This window comes from Actinoplanes sp. NPDC051411, assembly GCF_040682075.1.
In the GTDB taxonomy this organism is placed as follows: Bacteria; Actinomycetota; Actinomycetes; order Mycobacteriales; family Micromonosporaceae; genus Actinoplanes.
Map to the genome: position 1 here is coordinate 17,591 of NZ_JBFBAD010000112.1, position 14,368 is coordinate 31,958.

Sequence of the window (14,368 nt, forward strand, 5' to 3'; positions counted from 1 at the left end):
CGGGCTTCGCGAAGACGAGAGCCTCGGGCATTCCGAACCCGGCGGCGCGGGCGACCACCTCCCGCAGCACGGTCTCGGCCGGCCGGGTCGACCGCAGCCACTGCAGCCACTGCAACTGGAGCCCATCGGCATAGCGCTCCGGGAGGCGGACCAGCCGATATTCCGCAGTCTCCACCACCTCGGAGCCCTCAGGCGCGAGCACCCACGCGTCGTTGGCCACCACGACCGCTGCAGGATCAAGCTCCTCCATGTGGCGCACGTTATTCGCGGGAGCCCCGGAGCGACCACTCACGCAGGTCGCCCGGGTGGGCCGAGCGGTCTGGGCGCGCCAGCGCCCTGCTCGGTCTGCCCGGGCCCTCGGCGTGAGCAGCGGTCCGTACCCCGCAGCCGGCTACGACTTCTCGGTTTTCTCGGCCCTGATTTTGTGGCCGACGCTGGTCAGGCACTTGCCGGTGGGGAGGTCGAACTTCCAGCCGTGCAGCTGGCAGGTCAGCACGTTGCCGTCGACGATGCCGAAGCGGCTGAGGTCGGCCTTGAGGTGGGGGCAGCGGCGCTGCACGGTCCAGTCGCCGAGCTGGGTGTCCTCGGCGTCGACCGTGCGCTCATGTTCGTCGTACCAGCCTTCGGCGTATTGCAGGCGCTCCTCGGACAGGCACTTGAAGAAGGCGTAGACGAACTCGTTGTATTGGCCGATGCGGGCGGCCGAGAAGCGGCAGGACAGGAACAGCGAGTTGACCCAGTCACCCTCGTCGATGTGGATCAGGTGCTCGACGAGGGCGCGGCCGGTCTTGAAGCGGTAGCGGACCTTCTCGTCGGCGTAGGGCCGGACCTGCTTGCCGGGGAAGTCGACGACGATCGACTCGACGATCTCGCCGTCGGGGCCGTCGCCGTCGGTCAGGTCGAAGCGAACCGGGCCGCCGACGCCCTTGGCCAGGTAGATCGACTCTTCGAGGAGGGGTTCGATGCGCTTCTTGAGCTCGCCCAGCACGTCGATCTCGGGGTGCCGCCAGGACGCCTTCTCGGCCGCGATGACCGGGGCCTTGCGCTCGCGCATCTCCTCGAGGTGCTGCTTCTTGTTGGCGAAGAACTCGTCGACGTCGGTCGGGTGCGTCGTCGTCGCTGCCTTTTCCGACAATTCGGTCGCCGAGCCGGGCAGCAGGACGATGCCGTTGGTGCCGCCGACCTTCGCATACTCCGACATGAAGACCGACTGGTCGGGGAAGATGTTTCCCTCGTCGCCGAAGATGTCGTTGAACTGCCAGAGCGCGTCGTCGAGGAAGCACGGCGGGCCGGCGATCGGGAAGACGTGGTCGGCCTTCAGGTCGTCGATGTAGCGCCAGGTGCGGTCGAACTGGCGGTCGCGCTTCTGCTTGCCGAAGGCCGTCTTGGCGGCCTCGGGCAGTTCGTAGACCATCGGGTACCAGATCGCGCCGGAGAACTGCAGCATGTGCGCGTGCACGTGGCCCAGATCGTTGAAGATCTGCAGGTCGGTCGGGCGGGCGTCATTCTGGTTGAGCAGCCGCACCCCGTCGTGCTCCACCCAGAGCGAGCTGTCGCCGATCGGCCCGTCGGTCGGTGACGTCAGCGCCTGGATCATGACCTTGAGGCCGCCGTCGAGCTCGTGCACCTCGTTCGAGACGGTCTTGAAAAAGCGGCTGAAGCCCAGCTCGCGCAGCTCGTCCTCGAGCTGGCTGGTCGGGTATTCCGGCAGCAGGACGGTCGCCTTCTTGCTGATGAACCGTCGCAGGTGCTGGGCGTCGAAGTGGTCGCGGTGCAGGTGGGAGACGTAGAGGTAGTCGACGTCGCCGAGGGTCTCCCAGTCGAGCCCCGAGTTGTCGGGGAACGGGAACCACGAGGCGAAATAGGCGGGGTTGACCCACGGGTCGCACAGAATGCTGCCGGCGGACGTGTCGATCCGCATGCTCGCGTGGCCGGTGCCCGTGATCCGCACTGTCGTTCCTCCTCGGTCGTTCCGACGGCCTCGAAGGTACCCGGTGTGGGCCCTCCGGTTGAATTTCGGGTTGTCGGCAGGCGGTGGTCCACGCGCGGAGCCGCCGTGCGAGACTGGGAACCTACGTGATCGCCTTCGAGGAAGGACAAAAGGCGTGTCTGCGGAATCGGACCCGGTCTACGCCCCCGACCAGCTCAAGCCGGGCAATCGCAAGATGGCCCGAATCGGCGCGCTCGGCTCGGCCGCCGTCATGCTGCTGTTCTTCTGGGGCAACCACGAGGGCAACACGGAAAACATCTTCCTCGTCCTCTTCGCCGTCGCCCTGGTCGGCGCCGTGATCGCCGACGTGGTGCTGCGCCGCAACGGCCTCAAGCCCAACGACCAGTAACCCTGGGCCGGAAATGAAAAAGGCCCGCCGGTCGGCGGGCCTTTTCTCGTCTGCTTCGCCTAACGGTGCCGCATGAGGATGTCTTTGACCTCACGCAGGGCGGCATCCACCTCGGCCTCGAAATAACCCCCCGGGACAAGACCGAACTGCAGCATGTCCAGCTCGTTTTCCGGTACGGGCATGGGGCCCCGCCCGGTCATCGCCTGCAGGATGCCCTCGAACAGCCGGTCCACCTGCATCGGGTCGTAACCGCTGCCGAACCGCCGCGGCTGGAACGTGCGCCGAAGCTGGTCGACCCGGTGGAGTTCGCCCCCCGGCTCGCCCATCAGCGGAGGCATCTGCGGCTGCGGTGGGCCGTAGCCGCCGGCCCCGCTCATCGGGGCGCCGCTCATCGGCGCGTTCTGCGGGCCACCCATCGGCGGCCCACCCATCGGCGGCCCACCCATCGGCGGGCCACCATAACCGCCGCGCATGTCGTCGCGGGGCATGCGGATCTCGGCCGTCATGTCGGCCTTGCCGTGGCGGCCGGCCTCGAAACCGTCGAAGCCACCCGTGTTGTCGAAGCCACCGGTGTTGTCGTAGCCCTGGTCGTAGCCACCGCCCGGCGGTAGGCCGCGCTGGGGCATCTCACGCTGGGGCATCTGGGGCGGCATCTGCTGCTGCTGCTGCGGCGGCTGGCCGTACGGCGGGGGCTCGTCGTAGCGCGCGTAGGGATCCTGCTGCATCGGCGGGCGCTGCTGCATCGGCGGGGGCATCCGGTCGTCGCGCATGGGGGCGGGGAGCCGCTCGGTCGGCGGGGCCATCCGGCCACCGGGACCAACCATGCCGGGACCGCCGGGACCGCCGGGGCCGCCCGGTCCCATGCCCGGGCCGGGACCCATGCCGGGGCCGGGGCCCATGCCCTGCGGGTCCATGGCGCGGCTGCCCATGCCCGGGCCGGGGCCCAGAACGTTGCCGGTGTTTTCCATGCCGCGGTTGCCCAGGACGTTGCCGGTGTTCTCCATGCCGCGGCCCATGCCGGCGCCGGCGATGCTGCCGGTGGTCAGGCCACCGCGCATCGAGTCGCGCATCGGGTCGCCGCCGCCGCGCCGGTCCTCGAACTCGGCCAGCTGGCGTTCCACGCGGTCGAGGTGCAGGTCGACCTGCCACTCGTCGTAGCCGCCGAAGCGCACGCGGAAGACGACGTCGTGCACCTCCTGCGCGCCGACCGGCGGGCCGGCCGTCTCGCCGGCCAAGGTGGCCTCGACCCGGTCGAGGAAGCCGTCGACCTCGTCGACCTTGTAGCCGCGCCGAAGCGCACGCCGCCGGAAACGCTGCCCCTGACTACTCACAACGTCTCCCACTTTCCTCGCTGGGTCGTACGCCCAGTCACTGTGCCACCTCCGCGATGGTGGCGGCGCCCCCAGCGCCGGCCTCCGTGAGCTCGCCCGCGGCCAGCTGGCCGCACGCTCCGTCGATCTCCCGGCCCCGGGTGTCGCGGACCGTGGTCGCCACGCCCGCCTCACGCAGGCGCCGGACGAACTCGCGCTCGACCGGTTTCGGGCTCGCATCCCACTTGCTGCCCGGCGTCGGGTTGAGTGGGATCAGATTCACATGCGCCAGCTTGCCGCGTAGCAGCTTGCCGAGCAGGTCGGCACGCCAGGGCTGATCGTTTACGTCCCTGATCAGGGCGTATTCGATGCTGATCCGCCGCCCGGTCCGCGCCGCGTAGTCGAACGCGGCATCGAGCACCTCGGCCACCTTCCAACGCTGGTTGACGGGCACTAGCTCATCGCGCAGATCATCATCGGGGGCGTGCAGGGACAGCGCAAGGGTCACAGACAGCTCTTCGGCGATCAATCGCCGCATTGCGGGCACCAGACCCACGGTCGAAACCGTGATGTGCCGTTGTGAGAGGCCGAGGCCCTCGGGAGCCGGGGCGGTGAGCCGGCGGACGGCCTCGATCACCCGCGGATAGTTCGCGAGCGGCTCACCCATGCCCATGAAGACGACCCGGGACAGCCGCGGCGGCGACCCGGTGACCGCGCCCGAGGCGGCGACGCCGGCCAGATAGACCACCTGGTCGACGATCTCGGCGATCGACAGGTTTCGAGTCAGGCCCTGCTGGCCCGTCGCGCAGAACGGACAGGCCATGCCGCATCCGGCCTGACTCGAGACGCAGGCCGTCACCCGGTCGGGGTAGCCCATCAAGACGCTCTCGACCAGCGCGCCGTCGTGCAGGCGCCACAGTGTCTTGCGGGTCGCGCCGTCGTCGCAGGCCAGCTCGCGGACCGGGGTGAGCAGCGTCGGGAGCAGATCGTCGGTGAGCCGGGCCCGGGTGGCGGCCGGCAGGTCGGTCATCGCCTCGACGTCGCGCACGAGACGGCCGAAGTAGTGGGTCGAGATCTGCTTGGCCCGGAAGGCGGGCTCGCCGAGCGTGGTCACGGCCTGCTTGCGGGCGGCCAGATCGAGGTCGGCGAGGTGCCGCGGGGGCATCGTGGGCCGGCGGCGGGTGGTCACAGCGTCGGGCTGGTCGGGGCTGGTCGGGATGACCGGAAGAATCGTCATGGCGTATCCAGTCTCCCACGGCCACGCAGTCGGTCTCGCATAGCTAGTTCGCCGCGATCAGGGCGAACAGGACATAGGCCGTCGGCACCGCGAACAGGATCGAGTCGAGACGGTCCATCACGCCGCCGTGCCCGGGAAGCAGGTTGCTCATGTCCTTGACCCCGAGGTCGCGCTTGAGCATCGACTCGGCGAGGTCGCCGATCACCGCCACGATCGAGATCACGGCGCCGAACAGCAGGCCCCAGTAGGCCGGGATGTCGAGCAGGAAATAGAGCAGAAGGGCGCTGCCGATGGCGGAGGCCGAGATCGAGCCGGCGAAGCCTTCCCAGGTCTTGCCAGGGCTGATGCTGGGCGCCATCTTGTGCTTGCCGAGGAAGACGCCGGCCGCGTAGCCGCCGGTGTCGGAGAGCACCACCGCGAACAGCGTGCAGAGCACCCGCCAGCTGTGCGTGTGCTGGTCCGGACCGGACAAGACGAGCAGAACGGCAAAGCTGAGCAGGAACGGGACGTAGATCGCCGTCAGCACGCTCGCCGTGAAGTCGCGCTTGAACGCGGCCGCGCCGTCGGCGATCCGCCAGATCACGGACGCGAGCAGGGTGACCGCCAGCCCGAGCAGCAGAGCGTCGGGCCCGTCGAACCAGGCGAGGCCGATCATCAGGACGGTGCCGCCGAGCAGCGGGATCAGCGGGGCGTCGGCGCCGCTCTTCTTGAGCGCCTGGACCATCTCCCAGACCCCGACGCCGGCCGCGGCGGCGATCACGGCGAGAAACGCCTTCGGGTAGACCAGCAGCGAGGCGAGCACGACCAGGATGAGGCTGACCCCGACCGCGATCGCGGCGGGCAGGTTGCGCCCGGCCCGGCTGCCCTTGGGCTTGCCGCTTGCCCGGCGCCGGCCCCGGCGCTGGCCTTTGTCGGGAGAGTTGGACTCGTCAGGGTTGGACTCGTCACTCACAGCCGGCTCCGGGGTCGTCGTCTCGGCGGCCGGAGCCGCCGGCTCGTCCGCATGCCAGGTCGGGACGGCGACCTCGGGCGCACCGTACGAATACGGCGCCGGCACGCCCGTGTCGTCGCCGGAAGCCCGCCCGGCCCGCGGATCGAGGTAGGACATCAGACCTCGAGGAGCTCGGTTTCCTTGTGCTTGACGAGCTCGTCGACCGCCGACACGTATTTGTGCGTCGTGTCGTCGAGCTCCTTCTCGGCGCGGCGGCCGTCGTCCTCGCCCGTCCCGCCGTCCTTGACCAGCTTGTCGATCTGCTCCTTGGCCCGGCGGCGGATGTTACGGATGGCCACGCGGCCCTCCTCCGCCTTCGACCGCGCCACCTTGATCATGTCGCGGCGGCGCTCCTCGGTCATCTGCGGCAGGTGGATGCGCAGCTGGCTGCCCTCGTTGTTGGGGTTGACCCCGAGGTCTGAGTCGCGGATCGCGCGCTCGATGGCGCCGAGCTGGGAGGCGTCGTAGGGCTTCACGATCACCATGCGCGGCTCCGGGACGCCGACCGAGGCCATCTGCGTCACCGGCGTGGGAGCGCCGTAGTAGTCGACCATGATCTTGGAGAACATCGCCGGGGTCGCACGACCGGTGCGGATCGCGGCGAACTCCTCCTTGGCGTGCTCGACCGCGCTCTCCATCTTTTCTTCGGCCTCGAAGAGGGTTTCGTCGATCACCTGCTCTTCTCGCCTCCTTGGCTCTATGTGTACTGCGGGGATTGGAAGGGCTCAGGCGGTGATCAAAGTACCGATCTTCTCGCCGCTGACGGCGCGGACGATGGTGTCGTCACCCTCGGCACCGAAGACGAGCATCGGCAGGTTGTTTTCCTCGCACAGGCTGAACGCGGCCTGGTCGGCCACCTTCAGGCCCCGCTGCAGCAACTCCTGGAACGTGGCCCGCTCGAGCTTCTGCGCGGTCGGGTCGACCCGGGGGTCGGCCGTGTAGACGCCGTCGACACCGTTCTTGCTCATCAGCACGATGTCGGCGTGGATCTCCAGCGCGCGCTGGGCGGTCACCGTGTCGGTGGAGAAGTAAGGCATGCCGGCGCCGGCTCCGAAGATCACGGCGCGCCCCTTCTCGAGGTGGCGGATCGCGCGAAGAGGGATATAAGGCTCGGCGACCTGAGCCATGTTGATGGCGGTCTGCACCCGCGTCTCGACGCCTTCCTTCTCGAGGAAGTCCTGCAGGGCGAGCGCGTTCATCACGGTGCCGAGCATGCCCATGTAGTCGGCGCGGTTGCGGTCCATGCCGCGCTTCTGCAGCTCGGCGCCGCGGAAGAAGTTGCCGCCGCCGACCACGACCGCGACCTGGATGCCCCGGCGGATCACGGTGGCGATCTGGCGGGCCAGGCCCTGTACGACGTCGGGGTCGACCCCGACCGCACCGCCGCCGAACACCTCGCCGGAGAGCTTGAGCACGACCCGACGGGGCCGCAGCGAAGCGGGAGCCGGATCGTCGATCGCCACTGCCTGCTCGGTCACCATCGTCATGCGGGCCGCCTTTCCCTTCGCGTTCTGCAGAGAGACCTTATGTGACGGGGAGGCCGGGCGCAGAATCGCGTTCCCGACCTCCCGTGCCCCGAAGCTGACGCTTCTTACTCCTGGCCGACCTCGAACCGGACGAACCGGGTGATCTGCAGCCCGGCGTCCTCGGCCACCTGCTTGACGGACTTCTTGTTGTCGATGACCGACGACTGCTCGAGGAGCACGAAGTCCTTGAAGAAGGAGTTCACGCGACCCTCGATGATCTTGGGCAGGGCCTTCTCGGGCTTGCCCTCCTCCTTGGCGGTCTCCTCGGCGATCCGGCGCTCGGACTCGACGACCTCGGCCGGAACCTCCTCGCGGACCAGGTACCTCGGGCGCATCGCGGCGATCTGCATGCCGATGCCGCGGGCGTCGTCGTCGGCCGCCTCGTCCGACTTGCCGGTGTACTGCACCAGGACGCCGACCTGCGGCGGCAGGTCCTGCGCCTTGCGGTGCAGGTAGACCGCGACGGTGCCGTCGACGACCACGAAACGGTTGAGAACGATCTTCTCGCCGATCTTGGCGCTGTATTCCTGGATCGTGTCCGCGACCGTCTTGCCGTCGGGCAGGGTCGCGGCCGACAGGGCGGCGGCGTCGGCGATGTTGTTCTGCGCGCCGAACTCGACCAGCCGCTGGCCCAGCGCGACGAAGTCGGTGGTCTTGGCGACGAAGTCGGTCTCGCAGTTGAGCTCGAGCAGCGCGTTGCCGAAGTGGCTCACGATGCCGTTGGCGGCGGTGCGGCCGGCCCGCTTGCCGACGTCCTTCGCGCCCTTGATGCGGAGGAACTCGACGGCCTTCTCGAAGTCGCCGTCGGCCTCGTCGAGCGCCTTCTTGCAGTCCATCATGCCGGCACCGGTCAGATCGCGGAGCTTCTTGACGTCCGCGGCGGTGTAGTTAGCCATGACTCTCTCTCGATGTCAGTTCAGGGTCCCGGCCGCCGCACGTTGTCCGCGCGGCGGCCGGACACACCTGGTGGGCGCTTATTCGGCCGGCGCGGTCTCGGCGGCGACAGGCTCGGCGGCGACAGGCTCGGCCGGCACAGTGACAGCCTCGGCCGGCGCGGCAACAGCCTCGGCCGGCGCGGCGGCCGGGGCGGCCTCGGTCTCGTCGGTCTTCTTCTCGGCACCCTCGTAGAGGTCGCGCTCCCACTCGGGCAGCGGCTCGCCGGCGGCGACGGTGCCCGGCTCGGGCTTGGTGTCGACGTCACCGCGGTTGCGGCCGGACCGGGCGATGAGACCGTCGGCGACCGCGCTGGCGACGACCCGGGTCAGCAGCTCGGCCGACCGGATGGCGTCGTCGTTGCCCGGGATCGGGAAGTCGACCTCGTCCGGGTCGCAGTTGGTGTCGAGCACGGCGATGACCGGGATGCCCAGCTTGCGGGCCTCGTCGACCGCGATGTGCTCCTTCTTGGTGTCGACGACCCAGATCGCCGACGGCACCTTCGTCATGTCCCGCAGACCACCGAGGGTCTTGGTGAGCTTGATCTTCTCGCGGGAGAGCTGAAGGGTCTCCTTCTTGGTGTACCCGGCGGCGGTGCCGCTCAGGTCGCCCAGAGCCTCGAGCTCCTTCATCCGCTGCAGCCGCTTGTAAACGGTCTGGAAGTTGGTGAGCATGCCGCCCAGCCAGCGGTGGTTGACATACGGCTGGCCGACGCGGGTGGCCTGCTCGGCGATCGCTTCCTGCGCCTGCTTCTTGGTGCCGACGAAGAGGATGTGGCCACCCTCGGCGACGGTGTCCCGCACGTACGCGTAGGCCTTCTCGATGTACTCGAGGGTCTGGCGCAGGTCGATGATGTAGATGCCGTTACGCTCAGTGAAGATGTAGCGCTTCATCTTCGGGTTCCAGCGCCGGGTCTGGTGCCCGAAGTGGACACCGCTCTCCAGCAGCTGACGCATGGTCACTACGGCCATGGTGATGTGCTCCTATGGATCCCTGGTTGTCACGCTCACCGGCGGTGGGCGTCCTGGTGCCCGGTCGCCGGCCGCAGTCGGACCCGAAAAGATCGAGACCAGGGAGGGCCGTCGCTGCCGATCTCCGGAAGCGGATCTGGCAGAGGGCACGCGAGGTCGACCGCACGAGGCGGTCGCCGAAGCCAGCATACGCCAAGCCGCGAATCACCCCGTGTCGCCCCTGGTCGCGCCGGCGGCGTACGGATTAAGGGGTTTTTGTCGTTTTTGTCATGCGACCGCCAAGCCGGCGGCGAGCAACAGGAGAAGGCCCGCCGGAAGATAGGCGACCGGCGGCCGCAACCAGGCCTCGCGGTTGAGCGGACGGTTGCCGGCCACCGCGAACAGGCCGATGCCGGTGAGCGCGAAACCCAGCGTGAGCAGCACCGACGGCACGATGTTGCGGGCCGACGGGGTGCCGGTGAAGGTCGCCTGCAGAAGCAACCGGACGACCGGGATCATCAGCACGACCATGCCGACCGCGACGACGAACGACGATGCCGTGCGCCGGGTGTGGTAAACGCTGTCGGCCGGGCGCGGCTGAGCGACAACCGGCGGGACCAGGCTGGTCGGCTCGGCGATCGGCGCCTCCCTCCGGGCCGGAGCCTCCGGAGCGCCGGTCGGGCGGACCGTCGGGTATTCCGGGCCCCGCACCGGGATGCGGCCGCCCTGCTCATAGCTCTCGGACGGCAGAGAGTGACTGCCGGTCGTGGTCAGCGGGTCGGTCAGAGGGTAGCCCGACGGGCGCTGCTCGGGCAGCCGGAAGGCGCCGCTCGGGCGCTCGTGAATGCCGGAGTCGTAAGCGCCGCCGCTGCTCCCGGTCGCACCCCCGACGGCATGGGAGCCGGAAACGTCGGAATCGGCGGAACGGGCGTACTGACTACCGGTGTACCAACTTGGCTCGGAGTCGTCGGCGTAACGGTGTCCATCCACGATCTCGCACCGTAGGTGACCACGGACTCCCTGGCTACCGCTGGGGCCATAACACACCAGAAGGGTTACTAGGCGAGTTTCCACAATCGCGCTGTGTCGATTTTCGGGGTATCGGACCGCTATCCACAGGCTGCCCCGTGGATCTCCGGGATCCGGCAGGTTGGGCGCCATGACGACGGAAAGACAGGCGGTCGGGGCCTACGGCGAGCGGGTCGCCGCGCGGCACCTGCGAGACCAAGGGCTGGTCGTGCTCGACCGCAACTGGCGATGCCCCGACGGCGAACTCGACCTGGTGCTGCGCGACGGCGACGACGTGGTCTTCTGCGAGGTCAAAACCCGGCGGGGCGAGGGCTTCGGGCCGCCGGCGGCGGCGGTCACGGCCGATAAGGTACGCCGTTTGCGCCGTCTCGGCGCGCTCTGGCTGGCCCAGACCGGAGTGCGCCCGCATGCGATGCGTTTCGACGTGGTCGAGGTACTGCCGCAGCGGCGGGGTGGCCCGCAGGTGCGGCACATACGCGGGGCGTTCTGATGAGCTGCGCCCGCGTGCTGTGCGTCGGGCTGGTGGAGGTCGCCGGTACCGCCGGTTCGGCGGTGGCGCGATGAGCTACGCCCGCGTGCTCTGCGTCGGGCTGGTCGGGGTCGCCGGTACCGCCGGTTCGGCGGTGGCGCGATGAGCTACGCCCGCGTGCTCTGCGTCGGGCTGGTCGGGGTCGCCGGGCATGTCGTCGAGGTGGAGGCTGATCTGTCGGCCGGTCTGCCCGCGGTGCTGCTCACCGGGTTGCCCGACACCGCGTTGCACGAAGCCCGCGACCGGGTGCGGGCCGCGGTGGTCAACTCCGGTGAGACCTGGCCCAACCGCCGGATGACGGTCAACCTGCTCCCGGCCGCCCTGCCCAAGCACGGCAGCTCCTTCGATCTGGCGATCGCCACGGCGATGCTGGCGAGCGCCGGTGAGCTGCCGCCGGCACCCCTCGAAGGGGTGGTGCTGCTGGGCGAGCTGGGCCTCGACGGCACGGTCCGCCCGGTCCGCGGCGTGTTGCCGATGGTCGCCGCGGCCGCGCGGGCCGGACTGACAAGAGTGATCGTCCCGCTGGGCAACGCCAGTGAGGCGACCGTCGTCCCCGGGTTGACCGTGCGGGCGGTCGACTCGCTCCGTGGGCTCATCAATTTCGTACGCGGCACCGCGCCCCTCCTCGACCCGCCGCCGCCCGGGCCGTCGCCGGCGCACGCCGGCCCCGATCTGGCCGATGTCGCGGGGCAGGAGCTGGGGCGCTACGGCCTCGAAGTGGCGGCGGCCGGCGGGCACCACCTGGCCCTTTTCGGACCGCCGGGCGCGGGTAAGACGATGCTCGCCGAGCGCCTGCCGTCGATCCTCCCCGAGCTCGACGACGACGCGGCGCTCGAGGTCACCGCCCTGCACTCGATCGCCGGAATGCTGCCGTCATCGGGCCGGCTGATCCGCCGGCCGCCTTTTCAAGCGCCGCACCACACCGCAAGCTCGGCCGCCCTCGTCGGTGGGGGAACCGGGCTCGCGCAGCCCGGCGCGTTGTCCCTGGCCCACCGTGGTGTGCTCTTTCTCGACGAAGCGCCGGAAATCGCGCGGGCCACTCTGCAGGCGCTGAGGCAGCCGCTGGAGAGCGGGCGGATAGTGCTCGCCCGGGCCCGCGGCACCACTGAGTTCCCGGCCCAGGTGCAACTCGTGATCGCAGCCAACCCCTGCCCCTGCGCGGCGGCCGCCGGCGATCAATATTGCACCTGCGCGCCGACTGCCCGGCGCCGCTACATGTCCCGGCTCTCCGGCCCTCTGCTCGACCGGATCGACATCCGCGTCACCCTGCGGCCGCTCACCGCGGCACAGCTGATCACCACATCGGCGCCGGCGATCCCCTCGGCCGACGTGGCCAAGCGGGTGGCCCAGGCGCGGGCGGCCGCTACGGCCCGATGGGATCGGGTAAACGCCACCGTCTCGGGACCGACCCTCCGGCAACCGCCGTGGCGCCTGCCCGCGACCGACACGGCCGGGCTCCGCACGGCGGTCGACCGAGGAATCTTGTCGGCGCGCGGCTTCGACCGAGTACTACGGCTCGCGTGGACCATCGCCGACCTCGACGGACGCGAGCGGCCCTGCCGTAACGAGGTCGACGAGGCGATCCAACTACGAATGGGAGATTCCGGTGGCACCGGGAACTGACGACGACCGGGCGGCGCGGGTCGCACTGACGACGGTGGCCGAGCCGGGCAACCGGACCGTGTGGGCGATGGTTCAGGAGGTGGGCGCCCCGGCGACGCTGGAGCGGCTCCTGCGGGGCGGCGCCCCGACGGCGGCCCTGCGGGCGGCGGTCCGAACCCGGTTCCAGGGCGTCGATCCACGCAGAATGGCCGAGGAGACTCTGCTGCGGGCCGAGCGGCTGGGCGCCCGGATCGTGGTGCCGGCGGACGACGAGTGGCCGTCCCGGGTCGACGAGCTGTCCACGCTCGAACTGGACGCGGCGGGGACGATCAATCAGGGCGTACGGCCTCCGCTCTGCTTCTGGGTCCGCGGCGCGGGCCGCCTCGACCACTGGCTGGACCGCTCGGTGGCGATCGTCGGCGCTCGCGCGGCCACCGACTACGGGCGGCACGTCGCGACCGATCTCGCCTACGGCGTGGCATCGGCCGGGTGGACCGTCGTCTCGGGTGGTGCGTTCGGGATCGACGCGGCCTCTCATCTCGGTGCGCTGGCCGCCGAGGGGCGGACGATCGCGGTCCTGGCCTGCGGGGTCGACCGGCCCTACCCGGCCGGCAACGCGGCGATGTTCGAGCGGATCGCCGAATCCGGCCTCCTGATCAGCGAGTGGCCACCCGGTTCGGAGCCGCAGAAGCACCGCTTCCTCATCCGCAACCGGGTGATCGCGGCCGCCACGGCAGGCACTGTGCTGGTGGAGGCGGCGGCTCGCAGCGGGGCGAGCCAGACGATGAACCGGGTGCTCGCGCTCAACCGGCCGGCCATGGTCGTGCCGGGGTCGGTCACCTCGGCGATGTCGGTCGGGTGCCACGAGCTGCTGCGCAACCATCCGGACGCGACGCTGGTCACCGAGGCCGCGCACGTACTGGAGGCGGTCGGGCAGATCGGCGAGTACTGGGCGGAGCCGGTACGCGGGCCGGCCCGCCCACGCGACCAGCTCGACGAGGAGTCGGCGCTCGTACTGGAGGCGGTGCCGCACAAAGGGACGATCGCACCGGAGGAGTTGGCGGTGCGGGCTGGGCTGGCCATTCGTACGGTGCTGCGGCGGTTGTCGCTGCTTGAGCTGGCCGGATTGGTCGAGCGCCGCGAAGGCGGGGTGACCCTCGTGAAATAGCGTCGATTAAACGGCGCCAGTTTGGCTCCGCGTGGCACTAACGGCAACGGTTTTGATGCCGGCGGTTAGCGGCCGCAGTTTAGGTAGCGTTTGGGTAGTGGTTTCACCGGTCTTGGCTTTCGGCCGGCGCACTGATTCACCACGCTGGTTTCGGCATCGTCCGGCGCTGGAATGACTCAGGCGCGACCGGTGGGGTCGCGCCTGGTCCTCGGTGCCTGGTTCCGCGGTGCTGGTCAGTCCTCGGAGTCGTCCAGGTCACGGCGGTGGACTTTCATCCACGCCTCGACGTCGTCGGCCGCCCACACCTTGCCCTGCGCCAAGTCGGCGAGCGGCTTCGGGAAGTCGGCACGGCTGGTGATCTGGTATGCCCGTTGACGACTGACCCCGCCCAGGCGGATGCGAATCTCGTGCGCGCCCATGAGCCGGATCGGTTTCACTGCCACATGATCGACCGTAGGCGTGAGACTATTAGTCAATCGCAAAGTTGATAGGAGACATCTAGTCACTAGTCATCTATGATGGTCGCATGACTAGGCGTCGCGTGCCTATACGGCCAGTCCCCATCGGTCCTGCACACCGGCGTGACTGGCGGAAGTTCTGGCGACGATGCAGTTGCGGTCTGCCCGTTCCTTGCGTCGATCGCCGACTCGCCGCCATGACAACTCATCCCCTCCCCCCGGCCCGCCCGCCACAACCGGGGGGGGGCCACAAAAACCGCGGCCGGGGGGGGCCCCGGCCCCGCCCGGGGGGCGGC

The 14,368-nt window shown here is 69.7% G+C and carries 14 protein-coding genes; 4 read left to right on the top strand and 10 right to left on the bottom strand.

What is annotated here, in order from left to right:
• Positions 1-391: 391 nt before the first annotated feature.
• Positions 392-1,951 carry a Rieske 2Fe-2S domain-containing protein gene (locus tag AB0M88_RS40820; RefSeq protein ID WP_364111354.1) on the bottom strand — a complete coding sequence of 520 codons (1,560 nt, stop codon included), beginning with the start codon at positions 1,949-1,951 and terminating at the stop codon, positions 392-394.
• Positions 1,952-2,105: 154 nt separating this feature from the next.
• Here AB0M88_RS40820 and AB0M88_RS40825 point away from each other — a divergent pair, with 154 nt between their 5' ends.
• Positions 2,106-2,339: a DUF2631 domain-containing protein gene (locus AB0M88_RS40825; protein WP_364111356.1), complete on the top strand. Its 234-nt coding sequence runs from the start codon at positions 2,106-2,108 to the stop codon at positions 2,337-2,339.
• A gap of 59 nt (positions 2,340-2,398) precedes the next feature.
• Here AB0M88_RS40825 and AB0M88_RS40830 read toward each other — a convergent pair whose 3' ends face one another.
• The 8 genes from AB0M88_RS40830 to AB0M88_RS40865 form a co-directional block, all read right to left on the bottom strand.
• Positions 2,399-3,670, bottom strand: coding sequence for a DivIVA domain-containing protein (locus AB0M88_RS40830; RefSeq protein ID WP_364111358.1), 1,272 nt, complete (start codon positions 3,668-3,670; stop codon positions 2,399-2,401).
• 37 nt (positions 3,671-3,707) lie between these two features.
• A complete protein-coding gene (rlmN, locus tag AB0M88_RS40835) occupies positions 3,708-4,886 on the bottom strand; it encodes a 23S rRNA (adenine(2503)-C(2))-methyltransferase RlmN (protein ID WP_364111360.1) in 1,179 nt (392 codons plus the stop codon).
• Positions 4,887-4,929: 43 nt separating this feature from the next.
• Positions 4,930-5,994 (bottom strand): phosphatidate cytidylyltransferase, encoded by a 1,065-nt coding sequence (locus AB0M88_RS40840; RefSeq protein ID WP_364111362.1) that lies wholly within the window; start codon positions 5,992-5,994, stop codon positions 4,930-4,932.
• Positions 5,994-6,551 carry a ribosome recycling factor gene (gene frr, locus AB0M88_RS40845; RefSeq protein WP_364111363.1) on the bottom strand — a complete coding sequence of 186 codons (558 nt, stop codon included), beginning with the start codon at positions 6,549-6,551 and terminating at the stop codon, positions 5,994-5,996. Before frr ends, AB0M88_RS40840 begins: the two co-directional genes overlap by 1 nt.
• Positions 6,552-6,602: 51 nt before the next feature.
• The gene (gene pyrH, locus AB0M88_RS40850; RefSeq protein WP_364111365.1) at positions 6,603-7,364 is read right to left on the bottom strand and encodes a UMP kinase; all 762 of its coding nucleotides are present in this window, start codon (positions 7,362-7,364) and stop codon (positions 6,603-6,605) included.
• A 104-nt stretch (positions 7,365-7,468) separates the two neighbouring features.
• The gene (gene tsf, locus AB0M88_RS40855; protein WP_364111367.1) at positions 7,469-8,299 is read right to left on the bottom strand and encodes a translation elongation factor Ts; all 831 of its coding nucleotides are present in this window, start codon (positions 8,297-8,299) and stop codon (positions 7,469-7,471) included.
• 78 nt (positions 8,300-8,377) lie between these two features.
• Positions 8,378-9,307 (bottom strand): 30S ribosomal protein S2, encoded by a 930-nt coding sequence (gene rpsB / locus AB0M88_RS40860; protein WP_364111369.1) that lies wholly within the window; start codon positions 9,305-9,307, stop codon positions 8,378-8,380.
• A gap of 267 nt (positions 9,308-9,574) precedes the next feature.
• Positions 9,575-10,276 carry a hypothetical protein gene (locus AB0M88_RS40865; RefSeq protein ID WP_364111371.1) on the bottom strand — a complete coding sequence of 234 codons (702 nt, stop codon included), beginning with the start codon at positions 10,274-10,276 and terminating at the stop codon, positions 9,575-9,577.
• A 169-nt stretch (positions 10,277-10,445) separates the two neighbouring features.
• Here AB0M88_RS40865 and AB0M88_RS40870 point away from each other — a divergent pair, with 169 nt between their 5' ends.
• The 3 genes from AB0M88_RS40870 (at position 10,446) to dprA (ending at position 13,614) form a co-directional block, all read left to right on the top strand.
• On the top strand, positions 10,446-10,805 hold the full coding sequence (locus tag AB0M88_RS40870) for a YraN family protein (protein WP_364111373.1): 360 nt from the start codon (positions 10,446-10,448) through the stop codon (positions 10,803-10,805).
• A gap of 141 nt (positions 10,806-10,946) precedes the next feature.
• Positions 10,947-12,467, top strand: a complete 1,521-nt coding sequence (locus AB0M88_RS40875; RefSeq protein WP_364111375.1) for a YifB family Mg chelatase-like AAA ATPase — start codon at positions 10,947-10,949, stop codon at positions 12,465-12,467.
• Entirely contained in the window at positions 12,451-13,614 is a 1,164-nt protein-coding gene (gene dprA / locus AB0M88_RS40880) for a DNA-processing protein DprA (protein ID WP_364111377.1), read from the top strand. The genes AB0M88_RS40875 and dprA overlap by 17 nt, the downstream gene beginning before the upstream one ends.
• Before the next feature lie 233 nt (positions 13,615-13,847).
• Here the strand turns inward: dprA and AB0M88_RS40885 are convergent, their stop codons facing one another.
• Positions 13,848-14,033 carry a DNA-binding protein gene (locus AB0M88_RS40885; RefSeq protein WP_364111382.1) on the bottom strand — a complete coding sequence of 62 codons (186 nt, stop codon included), beginning with the start codon at positions 14,031-14,033 and terminating at the stop codon, positions 13,848-13,850.
• Between the last annotated feature and the right edge of the window lie 335 nt (positions 14,034-14,368).